This is a genomic window from Staphylococcus muscae (assembly GCF_003019275.1).
Taxonomy (GTDB): domain Bacteria; phylum Bacillota; class Bacilli; order Staphylococcales; family Staphylococcaceae; genus Staphylococcus; species Staphylococcus muscae.
The window spans coordinates 436,841-458,514 of record NZ_CP027848.1 but is presented as its reverse complement, the minus strand read 5'-3'; the positions used below and the strand labels follow the sequence as shown (position 1 = coordinate 458,514).

The window sequence follows — 21,674 nt, the reverse complement described above, 5'->3', positions numbered from 1 at the left end:
ATAGAGACTCAGACAGGCCTCTATGCAATGCTTTTTGTATTATTCGAATGTTGAATTAAAACGTCTGAGTTGATTGATTAAACGCTGACTCTTAAAATACATGCCCGAATATTCTTTGTAAATCAACAAGATGAATTGTGACATCTCTTCTACGATATCGTCATGAATGGAAATAGAATTGATTTTTGACAGTGGGAGTTGCTTTAAAATTGCCATAAGATATAAGGCTTTGTTAGTCAATGGCATGAGATGTGGATCCAAATGTGCAGCTGATTTTGAAATAACACCATCATATTTAAAACTGTATCCTACAAATTCACCTGGCTCTTCTGTATGCTTCACGGCACATTGCGTTAAGTTAATATCAAAACCATAATATGTCATACATTTTAACATAACAATATTCGCAATTAATTGTGCTGAAACATCTTTCTCAATTTGTGTTAATGCAAACTCTAACAAAGCATACATTTGTGGATCAACCTGATCTGTATCCATTGCCCCATCAATTGTTTCTAAGCATAAACTCGCATAGCTATTTGTTATTAAATCTACACGCAGATCATAGTAACTATCGATGACATCCACTGAAGTTAACGTCCCCATACCACGCCATTTATTATATATGAACAAACCTTTGACAAAGAGTTGAGTTGTTGCCTGTAATCCCGACTTCACTTTCTTTGCACGGCGAACCATTAATGGAATCTTGGCACCATGTTCATTTAAAATCGTAATAATTTTATCTGATTCACCATAGTCAACGGTTTTAATAATAATTCCTTTTTGTTTGACGAGCATTTATCGCCCCACCTTATATCCTATTCGTCTTCTACGTAGCCCATCTGTTTGATGAATTGAGATTTATTACGCCAATCTTTTTGAACTTTTACCCATAAATCAAGATACACTTTAGAACCTAGTAGATATTCAATATCTAGGCGTGCGCGTTTCCCGATTTCTTTTAGTTTATTACCACCCTTACCGATGACAATCCCTTTTTGTGAGTCTCGTTCTACATAGATAACAGCTTCTACATGTACGCGATCCTCAGACTCTTGAATCATACGTTCGACATTAACGCCGATGGAGTGTGGGATTTCTTCAGACGTTGTTTGAAGGATTTTTTCACGAATTAATTCACTCACAACAAATTGTTCAGGATGGTCTGAAATTTGACCATCTGGATAGTATTGTGGTCCTTCAGGAAGATAGCTTTTCAACACATTTATAAAATGATCGACATTATGTCCTTCTAATGCTGAAATAGGTATAATCTCTGAAAATGACATGTATGATTGGTATTTTTCAATTTTTGGTATTAATTCATCAGGATGCACCAAATCAATTTTATTTAATACTAAAAAGACAGGTGTTTTAACTGTTTTTAGCATCTCCATAATGTACTGATCGCCACGACCGATCTCTTCATTCGCATTCACCATAAACATGACCGCATCAATTTCTGAAAGCGTATTCTTAGCGACTTTCATCATATAATCTCCAAGTTTATGTTTTGGTTTGTGAATACCGGGAGTATCTAAGAAAATAATTTGTGCATCATCTTGAGTCATGACACCTTGGATTTTGTTGCGAGTTGTTTGTGCTTTATCAGACATAATCGCAATCTTATGGCCGATAACTCTATTAACAAATGTTGACTTTCCTACATTCGGACGACCGATAATCGTCACAAATCCTGATTTATATTCATTCATTATTTATTTAAATCCTTTCCTGAAAATCCGAGCGGCAATAACTCCGCGACAGTTAATGACTTCATCTCACCTTTATGATTCGTCATGTAAACAGGCATTTCATCATCGCATAATTCTTTAAGTACTTGTCGGCATGAACCACATGGTGATGAGACTTCATCACTATCAACAGTAACTGTAATTGACTCAAAATCACCTAGTCGATAGCCTTGTGACATAGCGGCAACGAGTGCAGAACGCTCAGCACAAATAGTCGCTGGATACGCTGCATTTTCAATATTTGCACCATAAAAATGATGCCCGTCCTTCGTAATAAGATACGCACCCACTTTGAATTCACTGTATGGTGCATAAGCATTTTGTTGTGCTTTTCTTACTTCTTCAAAATGTTTGTCTGTATATGTCATATGCGTTCTCTCCTTATAGTAATTTTGGTACAAATATCATTAAACCGATAATTACTGCTAGTAAAGAAGCGAGTAGCACGCTAAATGCGCCTATGTCTTTCGCTCTTTTTGCATCGATATGATAGTCTTTTGTTACGAGGTCGACAGTATACTCTATCGCCGTATTTAAAGCTTCTGTGAGCCAAACAAGTGCGATTGCTAAGACAACAAATAACCATTCAAGTTTGCTAATGTCATATATCATACCGAGTATAAACACCATTACGCCAGCAATAATGTGTAAGATGAAGTTACGATCTTTCGTTAAAAGTGTACATCCGCCTTCAAATGCATGTTTAAAACGTTCAATCATGCGTCTCTCGTTAATCCAAATGCGTTGAGTATCGTATCTTGTCGTCCGAACATTTCTTTTTCATCAGCTTCTGTCATATGATCGTAGCCGAGTAAATGTAAAAAGCCATGGAGTGCAAGAAATCCTAACTCACGCTCAAATGAATGGTTATACTGTGCTGCTTGTGCTCTTGCAACATCTGTACAAATAATGATATCGCCTAAGACACGAGGAATTTCAGCACCTTCAAAACCTTCGAACACATCTTCATCTTCTTCAAATGCAAATGAGATAACATCTGTCACTTTATCTTTATCTCGATAATCTCGATTGATTGCTTGAATCTCTTCTTGATCGACAAAGCTCACGGATAATTCTGCTGACTCATCAATTCCTTCTTGCTGTTTCGCAAATGTTAATAGGCGCTCAATTTGATCAATCCAAGTTTGTTCTACTAAACCTGTATGATCGTTGAAGTCAATCGTAAACATATTATGCTTCCTCCTCATATCTCGTAATGATACGTCCAACAAGTGGATGACGTACGACATCTGCTTGGTCAAGATGTTGGATACTTAAACCTTTAATTCCCTTTAGTCGTTGTTCAGCCTCTACAAGGCCACTTTTGACCCCTTTTGGCAAGTCGATTTGAGTTCTGTCTCCTGTGACAACCATCTTAGAACCAAAACCAAGACGTGTTAAAAACATCTTCATCTGTGCTTGCGTTGTATTTTGTGCTTCATCGAGTATGACGAATGCATCATCTAGTGTTCGTCCACGCATATATGCGAGAGGTGCGATTTCAATGACACCACGTTCGATGAAACGTGTAGTTTGTTCTACCCCCAAAACTGTATGCAATCCGTCATATAAAGGTCTTAAATAAGGATCAACCTTTTCTTTTAAATCTCCTGGTAAAAATCCGAGAGACTCTCCAGCTTCAACAGCTGGTCTTGTGAGTACAATGCGTTTTACTTCGCCAGCGCGGAGTGCTTTTGCAGCGTAAACAACAGCTAAGAATGTTTTACCAGTCCCGGCTGGTCCAATTCCAAACACAAGGTCATGTTGTTTCATCGCATGAATATACATACGTTGCCCCATCGTTTTTGGACGTATTGTTTTACCATACGCATCTTTTGTGATGGCTTCATCGTATAAATCGATCAAATGGTTAATTGTCCCATTTTTAGCCATCTTTATTGCTGCTTGAACATCTTTAACAGCAATCGACTCACCTTTCTCAATGACTTTTAATAAGTTGCGTAAAACTGACTCAGCTGCAGTCACATCTTCAACTTTTTGTCCTTTTACTGCAACCTCTTGTCCACGTGCATGAATGATCACACCAAATGCATTTTCAACAAGCGTAATATGTTCATCATTCGTACCGAGTAACGCTTGTGCTTGGTGAATATCATCAATCTGAATAATTTCAGGCATACAGTCGCTCCTTTACATAATTGTTGACCTTAATCTAACAAAAAACTGAGATTAGGTACAAATAAACCTATTCATATTCCCTTTTATTATAGCATGATTTTCGTATTTCGTTTTGATATAAATACTTTATTACGAGAGAACATCTAGACATAAAAAGAGAGCTGTAAAGACATATTTTGTCTTACAGCTCATGCAATTTTATAATTGTTTTGGTTTGTTTAAAATCTCAGACCAGATAACCCCATTAATCACTTCATTTTCTGAAAATGCCATTTTTCTATCTGAAGCATTCTTTACATTTGTTGTATCCATCAAAGCCTTCAACTTGATTTGCTTCGTGCGATTAGATAAGTATTCATCTTCAATAATCATTCTTGCACGACGCTCAACTCTAGCTAGCTGTTTTTGACGTTCACGGTGCAACTCATTATCTAGCTGATTCATACGTTCAGCAACCATATCATTTAATCGTTGGCGTTGTTGTTCACCATCATTTCGTCGGCTTGATACCGTCGATTGTGTTGTATTCTCAGTCTGTACAACTTCAGGACGCTTTGGTTGTTCAACAGGCTTTTGTTGTTGTGAGGGCTCAGCTGGCTTTTCAGTATCTGGTTGTTCTTGTTCCGAGAAAGCCTCTTCTATTTCTGCTAAGGATTCTTGTACCTTTTCAAAGAATCCTTTTTCAGGTGTATCTAAATGCTTTTTAGGACGAGGTGGTTGATGCTGTTGACGTTTTTCATGCTGTTTATCCCCCATTGCACTAAATAATGAAAAGGCAATTGTAATGAGGAAAATAATGAAACCCATACTCATAAGATCACCTCATTTATTGATCAGACGGTGTATTGTTTTGCTCTTGAGAGTGCTTGTTAATGGCTTCTCTCATACCAGTATCTGCCTCAATATTTTTTAAATTATAATATTCTTTCACACTGATGTTACCCGAACGTAATGCTTCTGCCATTGCAAGTGGTACTTCAGCTTCAGCTTCCACAACTTTTGCATGCATTTCTTGAACACGTGCTTTCATCTCTTGCTCTTGTGCTACGGCCATTGCACGACGTTCTTCAGCTTTTGCTTGTGCGATATTTTTATCAGCAATTGCTTGTTCTGTTTGCAAGTCTGCACCAATGTTTTTGCTAATATCCACATCGGCGATATCAATTGATAAAATTTCAAAGGCTGTACCTGAGTCAAGACCTTTACTTAAAACAGTTTTAGAGATATTATCAGGGTTTTCAAGTACTTCTGTATGGTGTTCACTTGAACCAATTGTAGAAACGATACCTTCACCAACACGGGCGATGATTGTATCTTCACCAGCACCACCCACTAAGCGTGAAATATTAGCACGCACTGTGATACGCGCTTTCGCTTTTACTTCAATCCCGTTCATTGCGACACCTGCGATAAATGGTGTTTCAATCACTTTAGGATTAACAGACATTTGAACTGCTTCTAATACGTCACGGCCAGCTAAGTCAATTGCTGCGCCACGTTCAAATGGTAAATTAATATCGGCACGTTGTGCTGCGATATTGGCATCAACCACTCGGTCAACGTTACCACCTGCTAAGTAATGTGATTCTAATTGGTTTGTTGTAATCTGTAAACCTGCTTTATGCGCTTTAATTAAAGGACCAATTACCTTTCTAGGTGATACACGACGTAAGCGCATACCCACTAATGTGGCGATGCTGACTTTAACGCCTGCAGCTAATGCAGAAATCCACAGTCCAATCGGTACGAATGAAAATAAAATCATTAATGCGACTACGACGAGAACTGCGATAATAATTAAAGAAATAAATCCTGCTGAAAACATATTTTGCCATCTCCTTTTACGATTTTGTTAATCTTACAACGACCCGAGTCCCTTCAACCTCAACAATATCAACCTGTGAATTTTTTAATATAAAAGGACCTTCTGATACCGCATCAATCCGTTCATTATTTAAGAGAATGATACCGGACGGGCGCAAATCTGTGAGTGTCGTAGCGACCTCTCCCACTAAATGAGAGCGATCATTATGCGATGTGTAACCAGATTCTTTATTTGTAGAATCTTTCAACACGACATTCTCAAATATAGAAATTGTTTTTTTGAAAATATTCACTAAAATCACCCACTCAATAATACTTAAAATTAATGCAACAAATACATTTAAGAGCATCATCGATAAGTTATCACCAATTGTGATTAAACTAAAGATAATAAGACCCATACCAATGATTCCTAGCACTGCACCAACAACAAAAAGTTCAATGATGACCAGAATAACTCCTATTATAATCATCAATAACGTAATTGCAGACACATCTCCTAATACAATAAATCCTAGCAATAAAAGTAAAAATGAAATAATAGAAATGATACCCGCAAAATGAATACGATTTGAATACAGTTGGTAAACAAAACCAAGAAAGATGAGACAGGTTAAGATAAGAGATACCATTGGTGACGTCATCCAAACACCAAATTGATACATCCCTTCTTGAAATGTAATAGCCCCACTGACGATCGACGTATGTAAACCCATCTTGTACTTAATTCACCTCACTCTCTTTATTAAGTATACATGAATTTTCTATGTACTTATAGTCATACCTATAACAGTATAAAATCATAGAAAAAAAGAATCTCAAACTTTGGAACTTAACCAAAATTTGAGATTCATATATCATTAATTTTGAATGTTGAGGGAGTTCAACACATTAATGATTATCTGAATTTACGCTTACGAGCAGCTTCAGATTTTTTCTTACGTTTTACGCTTGGTTTTTCATAGAATTCGCGCTTACGAACTTCTTGAATTGTACCGCTTTTTGACACTGAGCGCTTAAAACGACGTAATGCATCTTCTAGTGATTCGTTTTTACGGACTACTGTTTTAGACATCTGTATTTCCCTCCCTCCAAATATCAAAAAAACTTTTTTTCATATTTACATAGTGACTCACCATGTATAAATTAGTATAAAATAAATCTTATTCACGGTCAATCAACAAATTTACATTTTTATGGATAACAACCATTTTTTTATATAAATACTTTATAATTTTATGCTAGCATTTCAAATTCAGATTGATTATTTGCATGTTCAACCGTTCTTAGGAATGTACCGTAGTTGATTGGATATCCTACTTTATCAATTTTCACCTTACAGATTTCACCGATAAGTGAGACATCGCCTTCAAATTCTACCTTCATATAGTTATCGGCATATCCTACGAGTACACCATCTTTAGCACTTTTTTCTTCTGGAATCACTTCTAAAACATCATTTTCAAATTGTGATGCATATGTTTTGGCAAGTTGGTTACTTAACTCGATTAACTTGTGCACACGTTCATTTTTGACTTCTTCATCGATTTGATCGTCCATACGTGCAGCAGGCGTCCCAATTCTTGGTGAATATGGGAATACGTGTAACTCAGAAAATTGATGTTGCACAATGAAATCATATGTTTCTTGAAATTCTGCTTCAGTCTCACCAGGGAAACCAACAATAACATCACTTGTTACTGCAAGACCTGGTAATGCGGCATGTAGCTTTTTAATGCGTTCAGAGAAATGAGCCATTGAATATTTTCGGCGCATACGTTTTAACACACTATCAGAACCTGATTGTAATGGAATGTGCAAATGACGTACAACTTTTGTTGAATGCTGTAATACATCGATGACTTCATCAGTTAATTGACTTGCTTCAATAGATGAAATACGAATACGTTCTAGACCATCCACTGTTTCAAGATCACGTAATAATTGTGCCAGGTTGTAATCTTTTAAGTCTTGACCGTAACCACCTGTATGAATACCAGTGAGTACGATTTCTTTATAACCAGATTGCACAAGTTGTGTTGCTTGCTCCACTACTTTTTGTGGATCACGAGAACGCATCAATCCACGTGCCCATGGAATGATGCAGAATGTACAGAAGTTATTACACCCTTCTTGAATTTTAAGTGATGCACGTGTTCTATCAGTGAAGTAAGGTACATCTAATTCTTCATATGTACGATTCTTCATGATATTACTTACACCATTAATGGGTTGTCTTTCTTGTTGATATTCGTCAATATATCCTAAAAGCTTATGACGGTCTTGTGTACCAACGACGATATCGACACCTGGAATTTCCATAATTTCTGCAGAAGATGTCTGTGCATAACAACCTGTTACACAAACAACTGCATCAGGATTTTGTCTGATCGCTCTGCGGATCACTTGGCGACTTTTTTTGTCCCCTGTATTTGTAACTGTACATGTATTGATGACAAAAACATCTGCGTTTTGTTCAAAGTCAACACGATCGTAGTCAGCTTCTTTAAATAATTGCCAAATTGCTTCTGTTTCGTAGTGGTTTACTTTACACCCTAAAGTATGAAAGGCAACTGTTGACATAACTTCACCTCATTAATTCTATTTCGTAACTAATAGCACTCAACGCATATAGCGGGGCTGTTTCAGCACGAAGAATACGCGGTCCTAAGCCAACAATATGTGCATTGGATTCAAATAATGCCACTTCCTCTTCACTAAAGCCACCTTCTGGCCCAAACAAGAGGAGTACTTTATCGTTTGGTTTAAGCTGTGTAAGTATCTTTTTAAATTGTGATGACTCACCATTTTTTGCCTGTTCTTCGTATGCCATTAGAATATAATCATATTCACTAATCATATCATATACATATTTTAAATTCGAGTAATATTTTATGTTTGGAATAAGTTGTCGATAGCTTTGTTCAGCTGCTTCTTTAATTATTTTTTGCCATCTATCTAATTTTTTTGATGCTTTTTGGTCATTTAATTTTACGACTGAACGATCCATTTGAATGGCAATAAAATTATGGGCACCCATTTCAGTCGCCTTTTGAATCAGCCATTCATATTTATCAGATTTGATTAATCCACTGGCAACCGTAATGGACACTGGCATTTCTGTTGCAATCTCCAGTTGTTCCATTGTCTCGATTTCTATTGAATTATTCTCGATTTGTATGATTTCAGCTTCGAATGTTTGTCTATTATTAAAATTAATGATGATATGGTCGCCTTCAGTATAGCGCATCACTTTTGACATATGATGAATATCATCTTTATTCGTGATAAAAAAACGCTGATGATTCTCAGCGTTTTCATTTAAAAAATAACGTTGCATGATTAACTCACCTTCTGTCCAGTAATACAAACCCAACCATTATCATGTTGGACATCAATGATTTCATAGCCGACTTCTTTCATTTGTGTTTGAATTGACTCGCTTTTCTCTTCAATAATCCCGGATGTAATAAAATAACCAGATGGATTTAACCGCTCGTAACTATCTTCAATCATCAATTCGATAATGTGGGGTAATATATTAGCAATGACAACATCATATTGTGCTGTTTCATTTGTTAATAAGTTACCAGTTGCTGTTTCTATTTCACTCGCACAACCATTTTTCTTAAAATTATCTTTTGCAACTTTCACAGCCATCTCATCTAAATCAATTGCTTTAACTGACTTGGCACCAATGAGATGTGACGCAATACTTAAGATACCTGAGCCTGTCCCTACATCAATAACAGAATGGTGCGGTTTTACAACACGTTCAATCGCTTTTAAGCAGAGACTGGTTGTCGGGTGATCGCCTGTACCAAAAGCCATGCCTGGATCCAATTCGATATATAAGAAGTTATCACCTTGATCGACAGTTTCCCAGCTGGGTACTATAAAGAACTTCTCAGATGCTTGGAACGGATGGAAGTAGTTTTTCCATTCATTTTCCCAATCTGATTCTTCAATAACTTGTGTAGATATTTGTAAAATGTTTGAGTCAATTTCCTCAATTGACGATAGCTTTTCTTTTAAGCGTTCTACAAAAGTATTATCTACTTGCATTTCTGTGTAATACCCTTTTATCACCATATGTGTTTCTGGATAATCAGTTGGATCTAAATCGAATATTTCACCGTATTTATCTTCTCTAACTTTTCCAATTTCATTTGAGTCTTCGATTGCAACACCATTCGAACCAAAGTCTTGTAACAGATTGGAAACGATGGACTCAGCTTCTTCATTTACAGTTACAGATAATTCTATCCAATTCATTTTTAATCTCCCTTAAAGAAACGTCGTGCTTTGTCTTTGAAATTGCTAGGTTGTTCGCTTATGTCTTCGCCACTTTCTTCGGCGAATGCTTTCAACAATTCTTTTTGACGTTCAGTTAATTTGGTTGGTGTGTGCACTTTGATATTAACGAACAAATCACCGTAACCATAGCCATGAACATTCTTAACACCTTTGCCTTTTAAGCGGAATTGTTTGCCTGATTGTGTACCTGCTGGAATCGTTAAAATACCTTGTCCATTTAATGTCGGAATTTTAATTTCATCGCCGAGTGCCGCCTGTGCAAAGCTAATAGAATGGTGATAGTATACATCGTCACCATCACGTTCGAATTTATCAGATGGTTGTACACGGAATACAACATATAAGTCACCAGCAGGGCCGCCATTTTCACCTGGAGAACCTTGTCCAGAGAGTCGGATTTGTTGGTCGTTGTCCACACCTTCAGGTACAGTAACTTCAAGTTTCACTGTCTTAACTTCTGTGCCTTTACCATGACATGTTGGACAAGGTTCTTCGAATTCTTGTCCAGAACCATTACATTCAGGGCAAACTTGTTGCGTGCGGACACGACCCAAAATTGTATTTTGTTCTACTGACACATGCCCAGTTCCGTTACAGTAACTACATGTATGCTTTTTCGTTCCAGGTTTTGCACCTTCTCCATTACATGTATGACAAACAACTTCTTTTCTAACTGAAATTTCTTTTTTCGTACCGAAGACCGCTTCTTCAAAAGTCACTGTCATCGTGTATTGAAGATCGTCACCTTTTCTCGGCGCGTTTGGATCACGTTGACGCTGTGCACCACCGAAGAATGAACTGAAAATATCTTCGAAACCGCCACCGCCGAATCCTGAGAAGTCTTGGCCACTGAAGCCACCTTGTCCAAAACCACCTTGTGCGCCGGCATGTCCAAACTGATCATAGTTCGCACGTTTATTTTCATCACTGAGTACTTCGTAAGCTTCACTGATTTCTTTAAATTTTTCATCAGCGCCTTCTTCTTTATTAATATCTGGATGATATTTTTTTGACAGCTTACGATAAGCACGTTTTATTTCATCTTTCGAAGCACTCTTCGAAAGACCAAGGACTTCATAATAGTCTCTTTTTGCCAATGCAATCTCTCCTTTTTATGTTTCGATTTTAATGAATGTCATTAAAGTAAAAGGAGCTGGGACGATGATTGTCCTAGCCCCTTTGAGCGACTGATACCAGTCAATCTATATATGATGATCTATTATTTTTGATCGTCGTCATTTACTTCTTTAAATTCAGCATCTTGTACTGTGTCATCTTGTTGTGCAGCACCACCTTGAGCTTGTTGTGCTTGTTGTGCTTGTTCATAGATCTTCATAGATAATTGTTGAATCACTTGTTCGAGTGCTTCTTTTTTCTCTTTAATTGCATCGATATCGTCACCTTCAAGTGCTGATTTCAATGCTTCTTTTTTATCTTCAGCTTCTTTTTTGTCGTCTTCAGTAACATTTTCACCTAAGTCAGTTAATGTTTTGTCCACTTGGAATACAAGTTGATCTGCTTCGTTACGTAAGTCTACTTCTTCACGACGTTTTTTGTCTGCTTCAGCATTTTGCTCAGCATCTTTCACCATGCGATCGATTTCTTCGTCAGAAAGTGCAGATGAAGATTCGATTGTAATGTTTTGTTCTTTATTTGTACCTAAGTCTTTTGCAGTTACATTTACGATACCATTTTTGTCGATATCAAATGTTACTTCGATTTGAGGTACACCACGTGGTGCTGGTGGAATATCTGTTAATTGAAAACGACCTAACGTTTTGTTGTCTGATGCCATTGGACGTTCACCTTGAAGTACATGGATATCAACGGCTGGTTGGTTATCAGCTGCAGTTGAGTATACTTGTGACTTAGATGTTGGGATTGTTGTATTACGTTCGATTAACGTATTCATACGTCCACCCATAATTTCAATACCTAATGATAATGGTGTAACATCAAGAAGTACCACATCTTTCACGTCACCAGTGATAACGCCACCTTGAATTGCAGCACCCATTGCTACAACTTCGTCAGGGTTTACACCTTTGTTAGGTTCTTTACCAATTTCTTTTTTGATAGCTTCTTGTACAGCTGGAATACGTGTTGATCCACCTACTAAAATCACTTCATCGATATCAGCATTTGATAAGCCAGCATCTTTCATTGCTTGACGTGTTGGTGTCATTGTTTTTTGTACAAGATGATCTGCTAATTCTTCAAATTTCGCACGTGTTAATGTCATTTCTAAGTGTAATGGACCTGCTGCACCTGCAGAAATGAATGGTAATGAAATTTGAGTTGAAGAAACACCTGATAAGTCTTTTTTCGCTTTTTCAGCTGCATCTTTCAAACGTTGTAATGCCATTTTATCTTGTGACAAGTCTACACCGTTTTCAGATTTAAATTCACTTACTAAATAGTCGATGATAACTTGGTCAAAGTCATCCCCACCTAATTTATTGTCACCAGCAGTTGCTAATACTTCGAATACACCGTCACCTAATTCAAGGATTGAGACGTCGAAAGTACCGCCACCAAGGTCGAATACTAATACTTTTTCCTCTTTATCTGTTTTATCTAAACCATATGCCAATGCAGCAGCAGTTGGTTCGTTGATAATACGTTCTACTTCTAAACCAGCGATTTTACCAGCATCTTTCGTTGCTTGACGTTCACTGTCGTTGAAGTAAGCTGGAACTGTAATAACTGCTTTTTCAACTTTTTCGCCTAAATAGCTTTCAGCTGTATTTTTTAAGTTTTGTAAAATCATCGCAGATATTTCTTGAGGTGTGTAGTCTTTACCTTCAATATTTTCTTTATAATCTGTACCCATATGACGTTTAATAGATTGAATTGTATTTGGGTTAGTGATTGCTTGACGTTTTGCTACTTCACCCACTTGTGTTTCACCGTTTTTAAATGCAACAACAGATGGTGTAGTTCTTGCACCTTCAGGGTTTTGAATTACTTTAGGTTCGTCACCTTCTAATACTGATACACAAGAGTTTGTTGTTCCTAAGTCAATACCAATTACTTTACTCATAGTTTAATTCCTCCTAATTTACAAACAATGTTATTTTACATAAATGATCGTTTTTCGTCAAAAATTATTGATTTACTTTAACCATTGATGCGCGTAATACGCGATCTTTCAACTTATAGCCTGATTGTAATTCTTCAGTGACTGCACCTGATTCGAATTCAGGATTATCATCTTGGATAACAGCTTGGTGATAGTTCGGATCGAATTGTTCACCCTCAGCTTTAATACGCTCTAATCCATTATCTTCAAGTGCTTTAATGAGGCTATCATAGACCATTTGAACACCTTTTTTCAGTGCAATAAATGATTCATCATCGCCTTCTATTTGTAGTGCTCTTTCAATATTATCAAGAGTTGGTAATACATCTGTTAATACTGATTGCGCACGGTATGTTTTTTGAATATCCGCTTCGTTTTGAATACGGCGCTTATAATTTTCAAATTCAGCATATAATCTTAAATATTTTTCTTGAGAAGCATCGAGTTCTTCTTGTAACGATTCAAGTTGCTGTTCTAATGATGGTTCAGTTGTATCTTCAACTTGCTCTTCATTTACAGCTTCTTGTTCGACAGTTTCTTCTGATTCAGTTGCGTTAAAATCAACTGTTTCTTCAGCTGTCTCTTCTTGTGTTCCTTCTTCTCTTAACGCTTTATCTTCTGCCATTCCTAAACCTCCATCAGAGCTAAGACATAGAAAGTTGTACGCTTCATTCGATTCTGCATATATCCTAAGCGCTTTTGTCTCAACTTCTTGAATTGTTTTATCTTGTTTGACTAAGCAATTGTATCACATTTTGATAGCGCATTGCTGTTGGGCCAACTATCGCAATATGACCTTCTATTTGATTCGCTAAAGCATATGGCCGGGTCACAATCGCAATTCCTTCTAAGTTCTGATCTATCTCAGAACCAATACTAATATGAATCGGTGCATCTGATATTTGGTCAATCAATTGCGTGATTTTTCCAGATTCCACATATTTCAATATCGGTTGTATCGAAGTCACCGTACTTTCATTTAATCGTTCGATTAATTGATGTTTACCGCCCAAATAAATACGTGATGTTTCAGAATCAAGATGGTCCTTTATTAGAAAGTACACCTGTAACAATATAGCCACTTCATGATCATTAAAGTCCATCAACCGGTATGCATCTATTTGATACTTTCCGTTATTCAAAAATGTATCAAGATTATTAGAAATAAAATTTGATAACTTAATAACAGTAGTATCATCAACTGTAATCGTCGATGATAAATGCAAATGCTTTACATGACCCGTTTGATAAATTAATACGACAATTAAATGTTTATCATTGATCTTCATCAAGTGGACATTAATGATTGCAGCCTTCGTATGATCTGGGCCAACTACAATCGTCGTGTAGTGCGTTTGGTCAGAAAATAACTGTGCGAGACGATTTAATGTAGTTGAAATATCATAATGATTCTCACTAAACAATGTATTAAGGTTTAATTTGTTTGGATGCTCTTCCACATCTTCATGTTCCAACAATTGATCTACATAAAGACGAAAACCTGCTTCGGAAGGTATTCTACCTGATGATGAATGTGTTTTTTCTATCAGGTGATTTTCTTCTAACAACTTCATCTCATTTCTAATCGTTGCTGGACTTACTTTGACGTTATGTCGCTTAATTAACGTGGTAGAGCCAATGGGTTGGCCTAATTCAACATAATCTTCAACAATTGCATTTAAAATACTAATTTGCCTTTGTGTAATCATGTTCCCACCTCATTAGCACTCATTTATCTCAAGTGCTAATTATAATTTATCAGAAAGGTCAAAGTAAGTCAATGTTAAAGCACTTAAATCTTAATTTTCTATTTGTTTACTTAATAAATGTCTCAAACACATAGTTTCCGATCACTCTACCTTCATCCGTTAAAGCTATGTGCGTCGCTGTTTCATGAATCAACTGTTTACGCTCTAATTGCTGTAACTCATCATGGTAATAATCAGCGAGTTGGATGCCATATTTTTCATAGAATACTTCCTTACTAACCCCTTCATTCATACGTAACCCTAAAAACATCTCTTCTTCGATTTTCTCTTGAGTTGTGAGTGCTTCTTCTATTCGTATTGGCTTTTTATTTTGACTAATCTGTTCAATGTAGTGTTGCACAGGATTGATATTTGAATATCTTACACCACCTACATAACCGCTTGCACCCGCACCGAAACCAAAATAAGGTTCATTTTTCCAATACACTTTATTGTGTGCCGATGCATGACCGACTTTGGCAAAGTTAGAAATTTCATATTGATGTAATCCATGTGCTGCTAACTTTTCAATCATATGATGATACATTTCAGCACCGAGATCCTCATCTGGTTCATTTAACTTGCCGCGTTGATAGAGATTGTAAAACTGCGTCTGCTTCTCCAAAATCAGTCCATAGCTTGATATATGATCAACATTAAGAGAAATTGCTTCGTCTAAACTTTCTTCAAATTGTGCCATTGTTTGACCTGGAAGCTGATACATCAAGTCGATACTAATAGATAGAATACCATACTTCCTTGCATTAGTAACTGCTGTATAAATATCTTTACGTTGATGGCTACGACCTAAAACTTTTAATAAAGCTTCATCAAAAGTTTGAACACCTAATGATAATCGATTGACTCCGTATTTTTTCAAAAGTGCCACTTTTGCTTCTGTTAATTCGTCTGGATTTGCCTCGAAAGTATATTCGCCGCTGATATCAAACTGTTCTTGGATAGCAATTAATAAGCGCTCCAATTGTATTTCTGATAAAGCAGTCGGTGTGCCCCCGCCAACGAACATTGTTGATAAAGATCGCTTACCAACCCATGACATTTCTGTTATTAAACTTGTCAAATAGTCATCAACGGGCTGGTGTTGTATAAAATATTTATTAAAATCACAATAGGTACATATTTTTACACAGAAAGGAATGTGGATATAAGCACTTTTAACATCTTGCATATGTTCTCCTCCTACGAAATAAACTCCCAAGTCACACTGTCATTCAAGTGACTGGGAGTTCTATAATGATTACTCGTCATCCATTTTAAGAACTGCTAAAAAGGCATCTTGTGGAATTTCTACACTACCAACAGCTTTCATCTTCGCTTTACCAGCTTTTTGTTTTTCAAGTAATTTACGTTTACGGCTAATATCCCCACCATAACATTTTGAAAGAACGTTTTTACCCATTGATTTGATATTCGTACGAGCAACAATTTTTTGTCCAATTGCAGCTTGAACAGGTACTTCAAATTGCTGTCTTGGGATTAGTGTTTTCAATTTTTCTACAAGCACACGGCCACGTTCATATGCAAAATCACGATGCACAATAAAACTTAAAGCATCTACTTTATCACCATTTAATAAAATATCCATTTTAACGAGATTGCTTTCTTTATTCTCGATAAATTCATAGTCGAATGACGCATAGCCTTTTGTATTTGACTTCAATTGATCAAAGAAATCGAATACGACTTCTGATAATGGTAATTCGTAAACGATACTCACACGAATATCATCTAAATAGTCCATCGTAATAAATTGACCACGTTTACGCTGACATAATTCCATGACAGCACCCACATAATCATTCGGTACCATCATTGTCGCACGGACATATGGTTCGAACACTTTCTCAATTTGATCACGATCAGGCATTTGTGCCGGGTTGTCGACTTTTATAGATTCGCCATTTCTTAATATGACTGTGTAAATAACTGATGGTGCAGTGGCAATTAATTCAATACCAAATTCACGTTCAATTCGTTCTTGAATAATTTCCATGTGCAGCATCCCTAAAAATCCTGTACGGTATCCAAATCCAAGTGCTTTAGAAGATTCAGGTTCAAATTCAAGTGAAGCATCATTTAATTGTAATTTTTCTAACGCTTCACGCAAGTCATTGTAATCTTTGTTGTCAATTGGGAAAAGACCGCAATATACCATCGGATTCATCTTCTTATAACCTTGTAATGGCTCGCTTGCTGGATTGTCTTCGTGTGTAATTGTATCCCCAACACGAGAGTCATCGACATTTTTAATACTCGCAATAATGTATCCAACATCACCGACCGTTAGTTCATCAACAGGTAATTGTTTCGGTGTATTAATCCCCACTTCTGTTACTTCAAAACTTTTACCTGTTGCCATCATTTTAATGGGGTCCCCTGCTTTAACAACACCATCTACTACACGGATAGATGATACAACACCACGATATGGGTCATATTCGGAGTCGAAAATTAACGCTTTAAGTGGTGCAGATGGATCGCCGTCCGGTGCTGGGACAATTTCAACGATTTTTTCTAAAATTTCATCAATGCCTATATTAGACTTGGCACTCGCTAATACAGCATCATCTTTGTCGAGACCAATAACATCTTCTACTTCTTGTTTTACACGTTCTGGTTCAGCAGCTGGTAAGTCGATTTTGTTAATAACAGGAATCAACTCAAGATCGTTATCCAATGCAAGATATACATTTGCTAACGTTTGCGCTTCAATACCTTGCGCAGCATCTACAACAAGGATTGCCCCTTCACATGCAGCGAGTGAGCGTGACACTTCATATGTAAAGTCGACATGTCCTGGTGTATCAATTAGATGAAATGTATAGGTTTCTCCATCTTTCGCTTCGTATTTTAGACGAACCGCATTCAATTTAATTGTAATACCACGTTCACGTTCTAAGTCCATAGAATCTAACAATTGCGCCTGCATTTCACGTGATTCGACAGATTTTGTATTTTCTAAAATTCGATCTGCTAATGTTGACTTACCATGGTCAATGTGGGCAATGATCGAAAAGTTTCTTATATTTTTACGTCTAGATAAACGCTCATTATTGTTCATAACATCCTGCTCGCTTTCATCATATTCCCGATTTATAAACTCTTACATCTTTGCTATGATAACGTTTTTAGTCCACAATTGCAACTAGATGAAGTAGCATTTTGAAATAACTTTGTCGTTATAAAATCAAAAAATAAGTTTAACTGTATAATTAATGATTGCACATTGTGTACACATTTGATAGAATAAATTCTGTTGTAATCAAAGTTATTTTGATACCAAGTTGATTCTAGGAGGTGTCTTTCATGCCAAACATTAAATCTGCTATTAAACGTGTAAAAACAACGCAAGTAGCTGAGAGCCAAAACATTTCACAAAAAAATGATATGCGTTCTGCAGTGAAAAACGCAAAAAAAGCAATCGAAACTAATGCTGACAATAAACAAGAATTAGTAAGCAAAGCAATCAAACGTATTGATAAAGCTGCGCAAAAGAATTTAATTCATTCTAACAAAGCTGATAGAATGAAATCTAAATTAATGTCAGCAAAATAATTTCATAGTGTCATCACTATGTCTCACCGTATTTCATGTTGAATGTTTCAATATGGAATACGGTTTTTTTATTTTATCAAAAGGATGAGATGAGATAACATCGCATACTCACCCTTCTGTATTTTTATAAACTTAAAATAAATAATTCTAAAATAAGTACTTTATCCATATATGAAGATTTTAGTTTGTAATCCGTTTCAGCACAGGCATTGATAATCTCCAATAATTGATGTAACTGATATTTTCTGCATTGTTGCAATGCTAGTTTCACTCGATATGGATGTACACCGACAGTTTTCGCAATTTGCTGTTGCGAGTACCCTTTTTGACTCAAAATCAATGATTGATAATATAAGCGATAATTACTCGTTATCAAAGCTAGCAACTTAATCGGCTCTTCTTTTAACTGAATTAAATCTTTCATGAGTTGAATGGCACGATCTTTTTGTCCTTTTTGAATATATTCGGTTAACAAAAATACATTTTGCTCAAGACTTCTATTAACAATCGTTTGTACATCTTTTTTAGTGATCGTCGGTTGATCACCAATAAATAAAACTATTTTTTCCAGTTCTTGTTGAACGATACGATAATGTATGCCTGTCAATCCAATCAACGTATCTAATGCATCTTGTTTAATATCTTTAAACTGTTCATGTAACTCCTTTTGAATCCAAGTTTTCATCTCTTGTTCTGTAAACTGTTCAACTTTTTTTAATGATGCATATTTTTTAAGCAGTTTTACAACCTTCTTTCGTTCATCTAACTTAACAGCATTTACTTGGAACACGATAAGGGTTTGCCCATCATAGTTTTCAAGAAAACGGATAAATTCTTCTAAGTTCGGTTGTTTCTCTTTGGCTACTTTTTCCCCAGTAAAGATATAACTATTTTGTACTAAGACAACTTTTTTATCCGAAAAGAAAGGCAGTGTCATAGCTTCTTCCATGATAGTATTTAACTCTGTATCATATAAGTTATACTTCACAAAATTAAAATCATCTTTTGGTTCCTTTTCTAAGTATGATTCAATAAGTTGATCGCTCTCTTTATCGACGAGTTCTGGTACTTCGCCATATACAACATGCAAATACGACATGTACTTCTCCCTTTCAAAAATCAATGTATTCGTATTATAACATGATTTGATTCGTTGTTCTTTCTAATTCATAGCTCTCATCATATGCGAAATTGTATAACTATGAATAACATGTTTATCAAATGATACTACAATATGATGTAGCTCTGCCGTACTAAAAACAGGGATATGATATGTCTGAAAACGATCAATAATAATCGGACTTGGCAAATGATACATGTTGTGTTTTCCAACAGAAACAAGAGCATGATTAGGCTTTATTACTTCAAGAAACGCTGCTGAACTACTTGTTTTACTACCATGATGCCCTACTTTTAATATATCTATCTTAGGTAACAAATAGGTATGCATCAATTGTTCTTCGTTATTAACTGTGGCATCACCCATTAACAATAATTTGGTTTGATTAATATTTACTAACGTCACAATAGAATGTTCATTCGGGTCTTCACTTTGTTTCACATCAGCATTTAAAAATTGGAATGAAAATGCTCCTAATTTTAAATGTTGAAGCTGATGAAAGTCCCATAATGTTGCCCGTTCTTCTTGCATAACCTGACGAACTAATTGAAAATTCATAGAATCAAAGTGATTTGGATTGATTACAATATTGGAAATTGCGACACGTTGAGAAAGATGACTGATTTCACCCATATGATCTGCATGCGGATGTGTAATAATCAAATAATCTATCCTACGAATGCCTCGTTCTTTAAAATAAGGATATAGTTTTCGGTCAGTAATCGACGCTTTATTCATCATGTGTTTATTATCTCGTTCACCCCCCGTATCGATAAGTAGGGTTTGCCCTGTTGTTGTCTCAAATAAAATCGCATCCCCTTGCCCAACATCTATGAGCGTCATTCGGTTTTCAGCTTGAGGATGACACAGTTGTGTTACACAGATAAAAATCGAAACACAGATACATAGCATTTTCCACTTCTTTTTTGCTAACAAATAGGAAGTGGTAAAAATAAAAAGAATGCAAAATGCATACCCTAATTCACCATACGAAGGAAAGATTAATTTCCAACGAATGAGTGGTTTTAAACAAAAAGTCAAAAATTGATGAATATTAAACAATAAATAAAATGGAAGTTTGAATAAAGATAAAAGTGAAGGAATGAGCAATGCTATCAGAGTTACTAGAAAAGATAATGGTATAATCGCAATTCCATATAGCGGTATAAAAAAGAGATTTGATAAAAGTCCTAGCCATTGAAATTCATTAAAGTATGAATAGCTGATAGATACTGTACCAAGAATAGCTATAAAGCTTGTTATAAAAGTAGCACGCAGAAAAGGTTGATGTATATACGAGTCACGAAGCATAATCAATAGAAAACAAATAGCGTATGAAAACTGGAAACCTACATGTGCATGAATAGTGGGTTGATAAGTAGATAAAATAACATATGAGAGCAATAAGGTGAGTAAAGCATGCTGCTGAATAAATCGGGCTAATAATATTGTGAGAAAAGCCATCGCAACAGCCCTTTGAGCACTCGGACTATTCCCAGAAAAAATTAAAAATAGTGGGAGTATGACAAGAATACAGATTTGTGTGAAATAGAGCGGAATCGGACAACGCTTACCTATCATATACAACATTCCTGTCATAATGGCAACATGCGTCCCACTCACTGCAAATAAATGAGAAATCCCCAAATCTTTTAACAGTTGTTTTTGAACATATGGAATATAATCTGTTGAACCGGTGACAAGTGCAATAATAAATGGGTAGCCTGGCAGATTGGATTGGACAAGACGTTCAATGGCATCATTTCGGACCATCATGATGCGATCTTTGAAAGTGACTTGATGTGGGTAGACACATTTTGATTGATCAAGTTCGGTTACAAATAAAGAAGGGAGTGAAGTGGCTTGTTCTGTTGGTTTGATTTTGGCATTAACGATACAATCATAGTGCCCTAAAAATTTAGCGTTAAGTTGCTTTTGAGTATGTTTATAGTTTTTAAAAGTTAAATGATACGTTCGATCATGTATGCTTGCTGTTGCATGATAGAAATCACCATTAAAAACAGGCAAAGTTTCAATATGAATCATCACTTTTTGAGATATATCAGATAAGTCATCTTGTTGTAAGGGCAATGAAGGTGCGCATGATTCGA

The 21,674-nt window shown here is 36.1% G+C and carries 22 protein-coding genes; 1 reads left to right on the top strand and 21 read right to left on the bottom strand.

Going from position 1 to position 21,674, the window contains the following annotated elements; genetic code table 11:
- Positions 1-39 precede the first annotated feature (39 nt).
- The 19 genes from recO to lepA form a co-directional block, all read right to left on the bottom strand.
- Positions 40-801 carry a DNA repair protein RecO gene (gene recO, locus C7J88_RS02170; protein ID WP_095116756.1) on the bottom strand — a complete coding sequence of 254 codons (762 nt, stop codon included), beginning with the start codon at positions 799-801 and terminating at the stop codon, positions 40-42.
- Between the two features lie 20 nt (positions 802-821).
- Positions 822-1,718, bottom strand: coding sequence for a GTPase Era (gene era, locus C7J88_RS02165; RefSeq protein ID WP_095116754.1), 897 nt, complete (start codon positions 1,716-1,718; stop codon positions 822-824).
- Positions 1,718-2,125: a cytidine deaminase gene (gene cdd, locus C7J88_RS02160; protein WP_095116752.1), complete on the bottom strand. Its 408-nt coding sequence runs from the start codon at positions 2,123-2,125 to the stop codon at positions 1,718-1,720. Before cdd ends, era begins: the two co-directional genes overlap by 1 nt.
- A gap of 13 nt (positions 2,126-2,138) precedes the next feature.
- Positions 2,139-2,477, bottom strand: coding sequence for a diacylglycerol kinase family protein (locus tag C7J88_RS02155; protein WP_095116750.1), 339 nt, complete (start codon positions 2,475-2,477; stop codon positions 2,139-2,141).
- Positions 2,474-2,947, bottom strand: a complete 474-nt coding sequence (ybeY, locus tag C7J88_RS02150; RefSeq protein ID WP_095116748.1) for an rRNA maturation RNase YbeY — start codon at positions 2,945-2,947, stop codon at positions 2,474-2,476. Before ybeY ends, C7J88_RS02155 begins: the two co-directional genes overlap by 4 nt.
- Position 2,948: 1 nt before the next feature.
- Positions 2,949-3,896 (bottom strand): PhoH family protein, encoded by a 948-nt coding sequence (locus C7J88_RS02145; protein ID WP_095116746.1) that lies wholly within the window; start codon positions 3,894-3,896, stop codon positions 2,949-2,951.
- A 198-nt stretch (positions 3,897-4,094) separates the two neighbouring features.
- Positions 4,095-4,709, bottom strand: coding sequence for a hypothetical protein (locus C7J88_RS02140; RefSeq protein WP_095116744.1), 615 nt, complete (start codon positions 4,707-4,709; stop codon positions 4,095-4,097).
- A 13-nt stretch (positions 4,710-4,722) separates the two neighbouring features.
- A complete protein-coding gene (gene floA, locus C7J88_RS02135; RefSeq protein WP_095116742.1) occupies positions 4,723-5,721 on the bottom strand; it encodes a flotillin-like protein FloA in 999 nt (332 codons plus the stop codon).
- 16 nt (positions 5,722-5,737) lie between these two features.
- Entirely contained in the window at positions 5,738-6,436 is a 699-nt protein-coding gene (locus tag C7J88_RS02130; RefSeq protein ID WP_159031402.1) for an NfeD family protein, read from the bottom strand.
- A 182-nt stretch (positions 6,437-6,618) separates the two neighbouring features.
- Positions 6,619-6,795, bottom strand: coding sequence for a 30S ribosomal protein S21 (gene rpsU, locus C7J88_RS02125; RefSeq protein WP_002471046.1), 177 nt, complete (start codon positions 6,793-6,795; stop codon positions 6,619-6,621).
- Between the two features lie 161 nt (positions 6,796-6,956).
- The gene (gene mtaB, locus C7J88_RS02120) at positions 6,957-8,303 is read right to left on the bottom strand and encodes a tRNA (N(6)-L-threonylcarbamoyladenosine(37)-C(2))-methylthiotransferase MtaB (RefSeq protein WP_095116740.1); all 1,347 of its coding nucleotides are present in this window, start codon (positions 8,301-8,303) and stop codon (positions 6,957-6,959) included.
- A 4-nt stretch (positions 8,304-8,307) separates the two neighbouring features.
- Entirely contained in the window at positions 8,308-9,060 is a 753-nt protein-coding gene (locus C7J88_RS02115; protein ID WP_095116738.1) for a 16S rRNA (uracil(1498)-N(3))-methyltransferase, read from the bottom strand.
- A 2-nt stretch (positions 9,061-9,062) separates the two neighbouring features.
- Positions 9,063-9,995 (bottom strand): 50S ribosomal protein L11 methyltransferase, encoded by a 933-nt coding sequence (gene prmA, locus C7J88_RS02110; protein ID WP_095116736.1) that lies wholly within the window; start codon positions 9,993-9,995, stop codon positions 9,063-9,065.
- Positions 9,996-9,997: 2 nt separating this feature from the next.
- Positions 9,998-11,134 carry a molecular chaperone DnaJ gene (gene dnaJ / locus C7J88_RS02105; protein ID WP_095116733.1) on the bottom strand — a complete coding sequence of 379 codons (1,137 nt, stop codon included), beginning with the start codon at positions 11,132-11,134 and terminating at the stop codon, positions 9,998-10,000.
- Between the two features lie 122 nt (positions 11,135-11,256).
- On the bottom strand, positions 11,257-13,080 hold the full coding sequence (gene dnaK / locus C7J88_RS02100) for a molecular chaperone DnaK (protein WP_095116731.1): 1,824 nt from the start codon (positions 13,078-13,080) through the stop codon (positions 11,257-11,259).
- Between the two features lie 64 nt (positions 13,081-13,144).
- Positions 13,145-13,744 (bottom strand): nucleotide exchange factor GrpE, encoded by a 600-nt coding sequence (grpE, locus tag C7J88_RS02095; RefSeq protein WP_095116729.1) that lies wholly within the window; start codon positions 13,742-13,744, stop codon positions 13,145-13,147.
- Between the two features lie 97 nt (positions 13,745-13,841).
- Positions 13,842-14,828: a heat-inducible transcriptional repressor HrcA gene (hrcA, locus tag C7J88_RS02090; RefSeq protein WP_095116727.1), complete on the bottom strand. Its 987-nt coding sequence runs from the start codon at positions 14,826-14,828 to the stop codon at positions 13,842-13,844.
- Positions 14,829-14,934: 106 nt separating this feature from the next.
- Positions 14,935-16,056 (bottom strand): radical SAM family heme chaperone HemW, encoded by a 1,122-nt coding sequence (gene hemW / locus C7J88_RS02085; protein WP_095116725.1) that lies wholly within the window; start codon positions 16,054-16,056, stop codon positions 14,935-14,937.
- Positions 16,057-16,125: 69 nt separating this feature from the next.
- Positions 16,126-17,949, bottom strand: coding sequence for a translation elongation factor 4 (gene lepA / locus C7J88_RS02080; RefSeq protein ID WP_095116723.1), 1,824 nt, complete (start codon positions 17,947-17,949; stop codon positions 16,126-16,128).
- A 245-nt stretch (positions 17,950-18,194) separates the two neighbouring features.
- Between lepA and rpsT the strand changes: the two genes are divergently transcribed.
- Positions 18,195-18,443, top strand: a complete 249-nt coding sequence (gene rpsT, locus C7J88_RS02075; RefSeq protein WP_095116721.1) for a 30S ribosomal protein S20 — start codon at positions 18,195-18,197, stop codon at positions 18,441-18,443.
- Positions 18,444-18,567: 124 nt separating this feature from the next.
- Here the strand turns inward: rpsT and holA are convergent, their stop codons facing one another.
- A complete protein-coding gene (holA, locus tag C7J88_RS02070; RefSeq protein ID WP_095116719.1) occupies positions 18,568-19,542 on the bottom strand; it encodes a DNA polymerase III subunit delta in 975 nt (324 codons plus the stop codon).
- Positions 19,543-19,605: 63 nt separating this feature from the next.
- On the bottom strand, positions 19,606-21,609 hold the full coding sequence (locus tag C7J88_RS02065; RefSeq protein ID WP_157728685.1) for a DNA internalization-related competence protein ComEC/Rec2: 2,004 nt from the start codon (positions 21,607-21,609) through the stop codon (positions 19,606-19,608).
- Between the last annotated feature and the right edge of the window lie 65 nt (positions 21,610-21,674).

Excerpts from the sequence above, each read along its gene's own strand:
- recO (WP_095116756.1), bottom strand. The coding sequence starts at position 801 with ATGCTCGTCAAACAAAAAGGAATTATTATTAAAACCGTTGACTATGGT.
- era (WP_095116754.1), bottom strand. The coding sequence starts at position 1,718 with ATGAATGAATATAAATCAGGATTTGTGACGATTATCGGTCGTCCGAAT.
- cdd (WP_095116752.1), bottom strand. The coding sequence starts at position 2,125 with ATGACATATACAGACAAACATTTTGAAGAAGTAAGAAAAGCACAACAA.
- C7J88_RS02155 (WP_095116750.1), bottom strand. The coding sequence starts at position 2,477 with ATGATTGAACGTTTTAAACATGCATTTGAAGGCGGATGTACACTTTTA.
- ybeY (WP_095116748.1), bottom strand. The coding sequence starts at position 2,947 with ATGTTTACGATTGACTTCAACGATCATACAGGTTTAGTAGAACAAACT.
- C7J88_RS02145 (WP_095116746.1), bottom strand. The coding sequence starts at position 3,896 with ATGCCTGAAATTATTCAGATTGATGATATTCACCAAGCACAAGCGTTA.
- C7J88_RS02140 (WP_095116744.1), bottom strand. The coding sequence starts at position 4,709 with ATGAGTATGGGTTTCATTATTTTCCTCATTACAATTGCCTTTTCATTA.
- floA (WP_095116742.1), bottom strand. The coding sequence starts at position 5,721 with ATGTTTTCAGCAGGATTTATTTCTTTAATTATTATCGCAGTTCTCGTC.
- C7J88_RS02130 (WP_159031402.1), bottom strand. The coding sequence starts at position 6,436 with ATGGGTTTACATACGTCGATCGTCAGTGGGGCTATTACATTTCAAGAA.
- rpsU (WP_002471046.1), bottom strand. The coding sequence starts at position 6,795 with ATGTCTAAAACAGTAGTCCGTAAAAACGAATCACTAGAAGATGCATTA.
- mtaB (WP_095116740.1), bottom strand. The coding sequence starts at position 8,303 with ATGTCAACAGTTGCCTTTCATACTTTAGGGTGTAAAGTAAACCACTAC.
- C7J88_RS02115 (WP_095116738.1), bottom strand. The coding sequence starts at position 9,060 with ATGCAACGTTATTTTTTAAATGAAAACGCTGAGAATCATCAGCGTTTT.
- prmA (WP_095116736.1), bottom strand. The coding sequence starts at position 9,995 with ATGAATTGGATAGAATTATCTGTAACTGTAAATGAAGAAGCTGAGTCC.
- dnaK (WP_095116731.1), bottom strand. The coding sequence starts at position 13,080 with ATGAGTAAAGTAATTGGTATTGACTTAGGAACAACAAACTCTTGTGTA.
- grpE (WP_095116729.1), bottom strand. The coding sequence starts at position 13,744 with ATGGCAGAAGATAAAGCGTTAAGAGAAGAAGGAACACAAGAAGAGACA.
- hrcA (WP_095116727.1), bottom strand. The coding sequence starts at position 14,828 with ATGATTACACAAAGGCAAATTAGTATTTTAAATGCAATTGTTGAAGAT.
- hemW (WP_095116725.1), bottom strand. The coding sequence starts at position 16,056 with ATGCAAGATGTTAAAAGTGCTTATATCCACATTCCTTTCTGTGTAAAA.
- lepA (WP_095116723.1), bottom strand. The coding sequence starts at position 17,949 with ATGAACAATAATGAGCGTTTATCTAGACGTAAAAATATAAGAAACTTT.
- rpsT (WP_095116721.1), top strand. The coding sequence starts at position 18,195 with ATGCCAAACATTAAATCTGCTATTAAACGTGTAAAAACAACGCAAGTA.
- holA (WP_095116719.1), bottom strand. The coding sequence starts at position 19,542 with ATGTCGTATTTGCATGTTGTATATGGCGAAGTACCAGAACTCGTCGAT.
- C7J88_RS02065 (WP_157728685.1), bottom strand. The coding sequence starts at position 21,609 with ATGATTCATATTGAAACTTTGCCTGTTTTTAATGGTGATTTCTATCAT.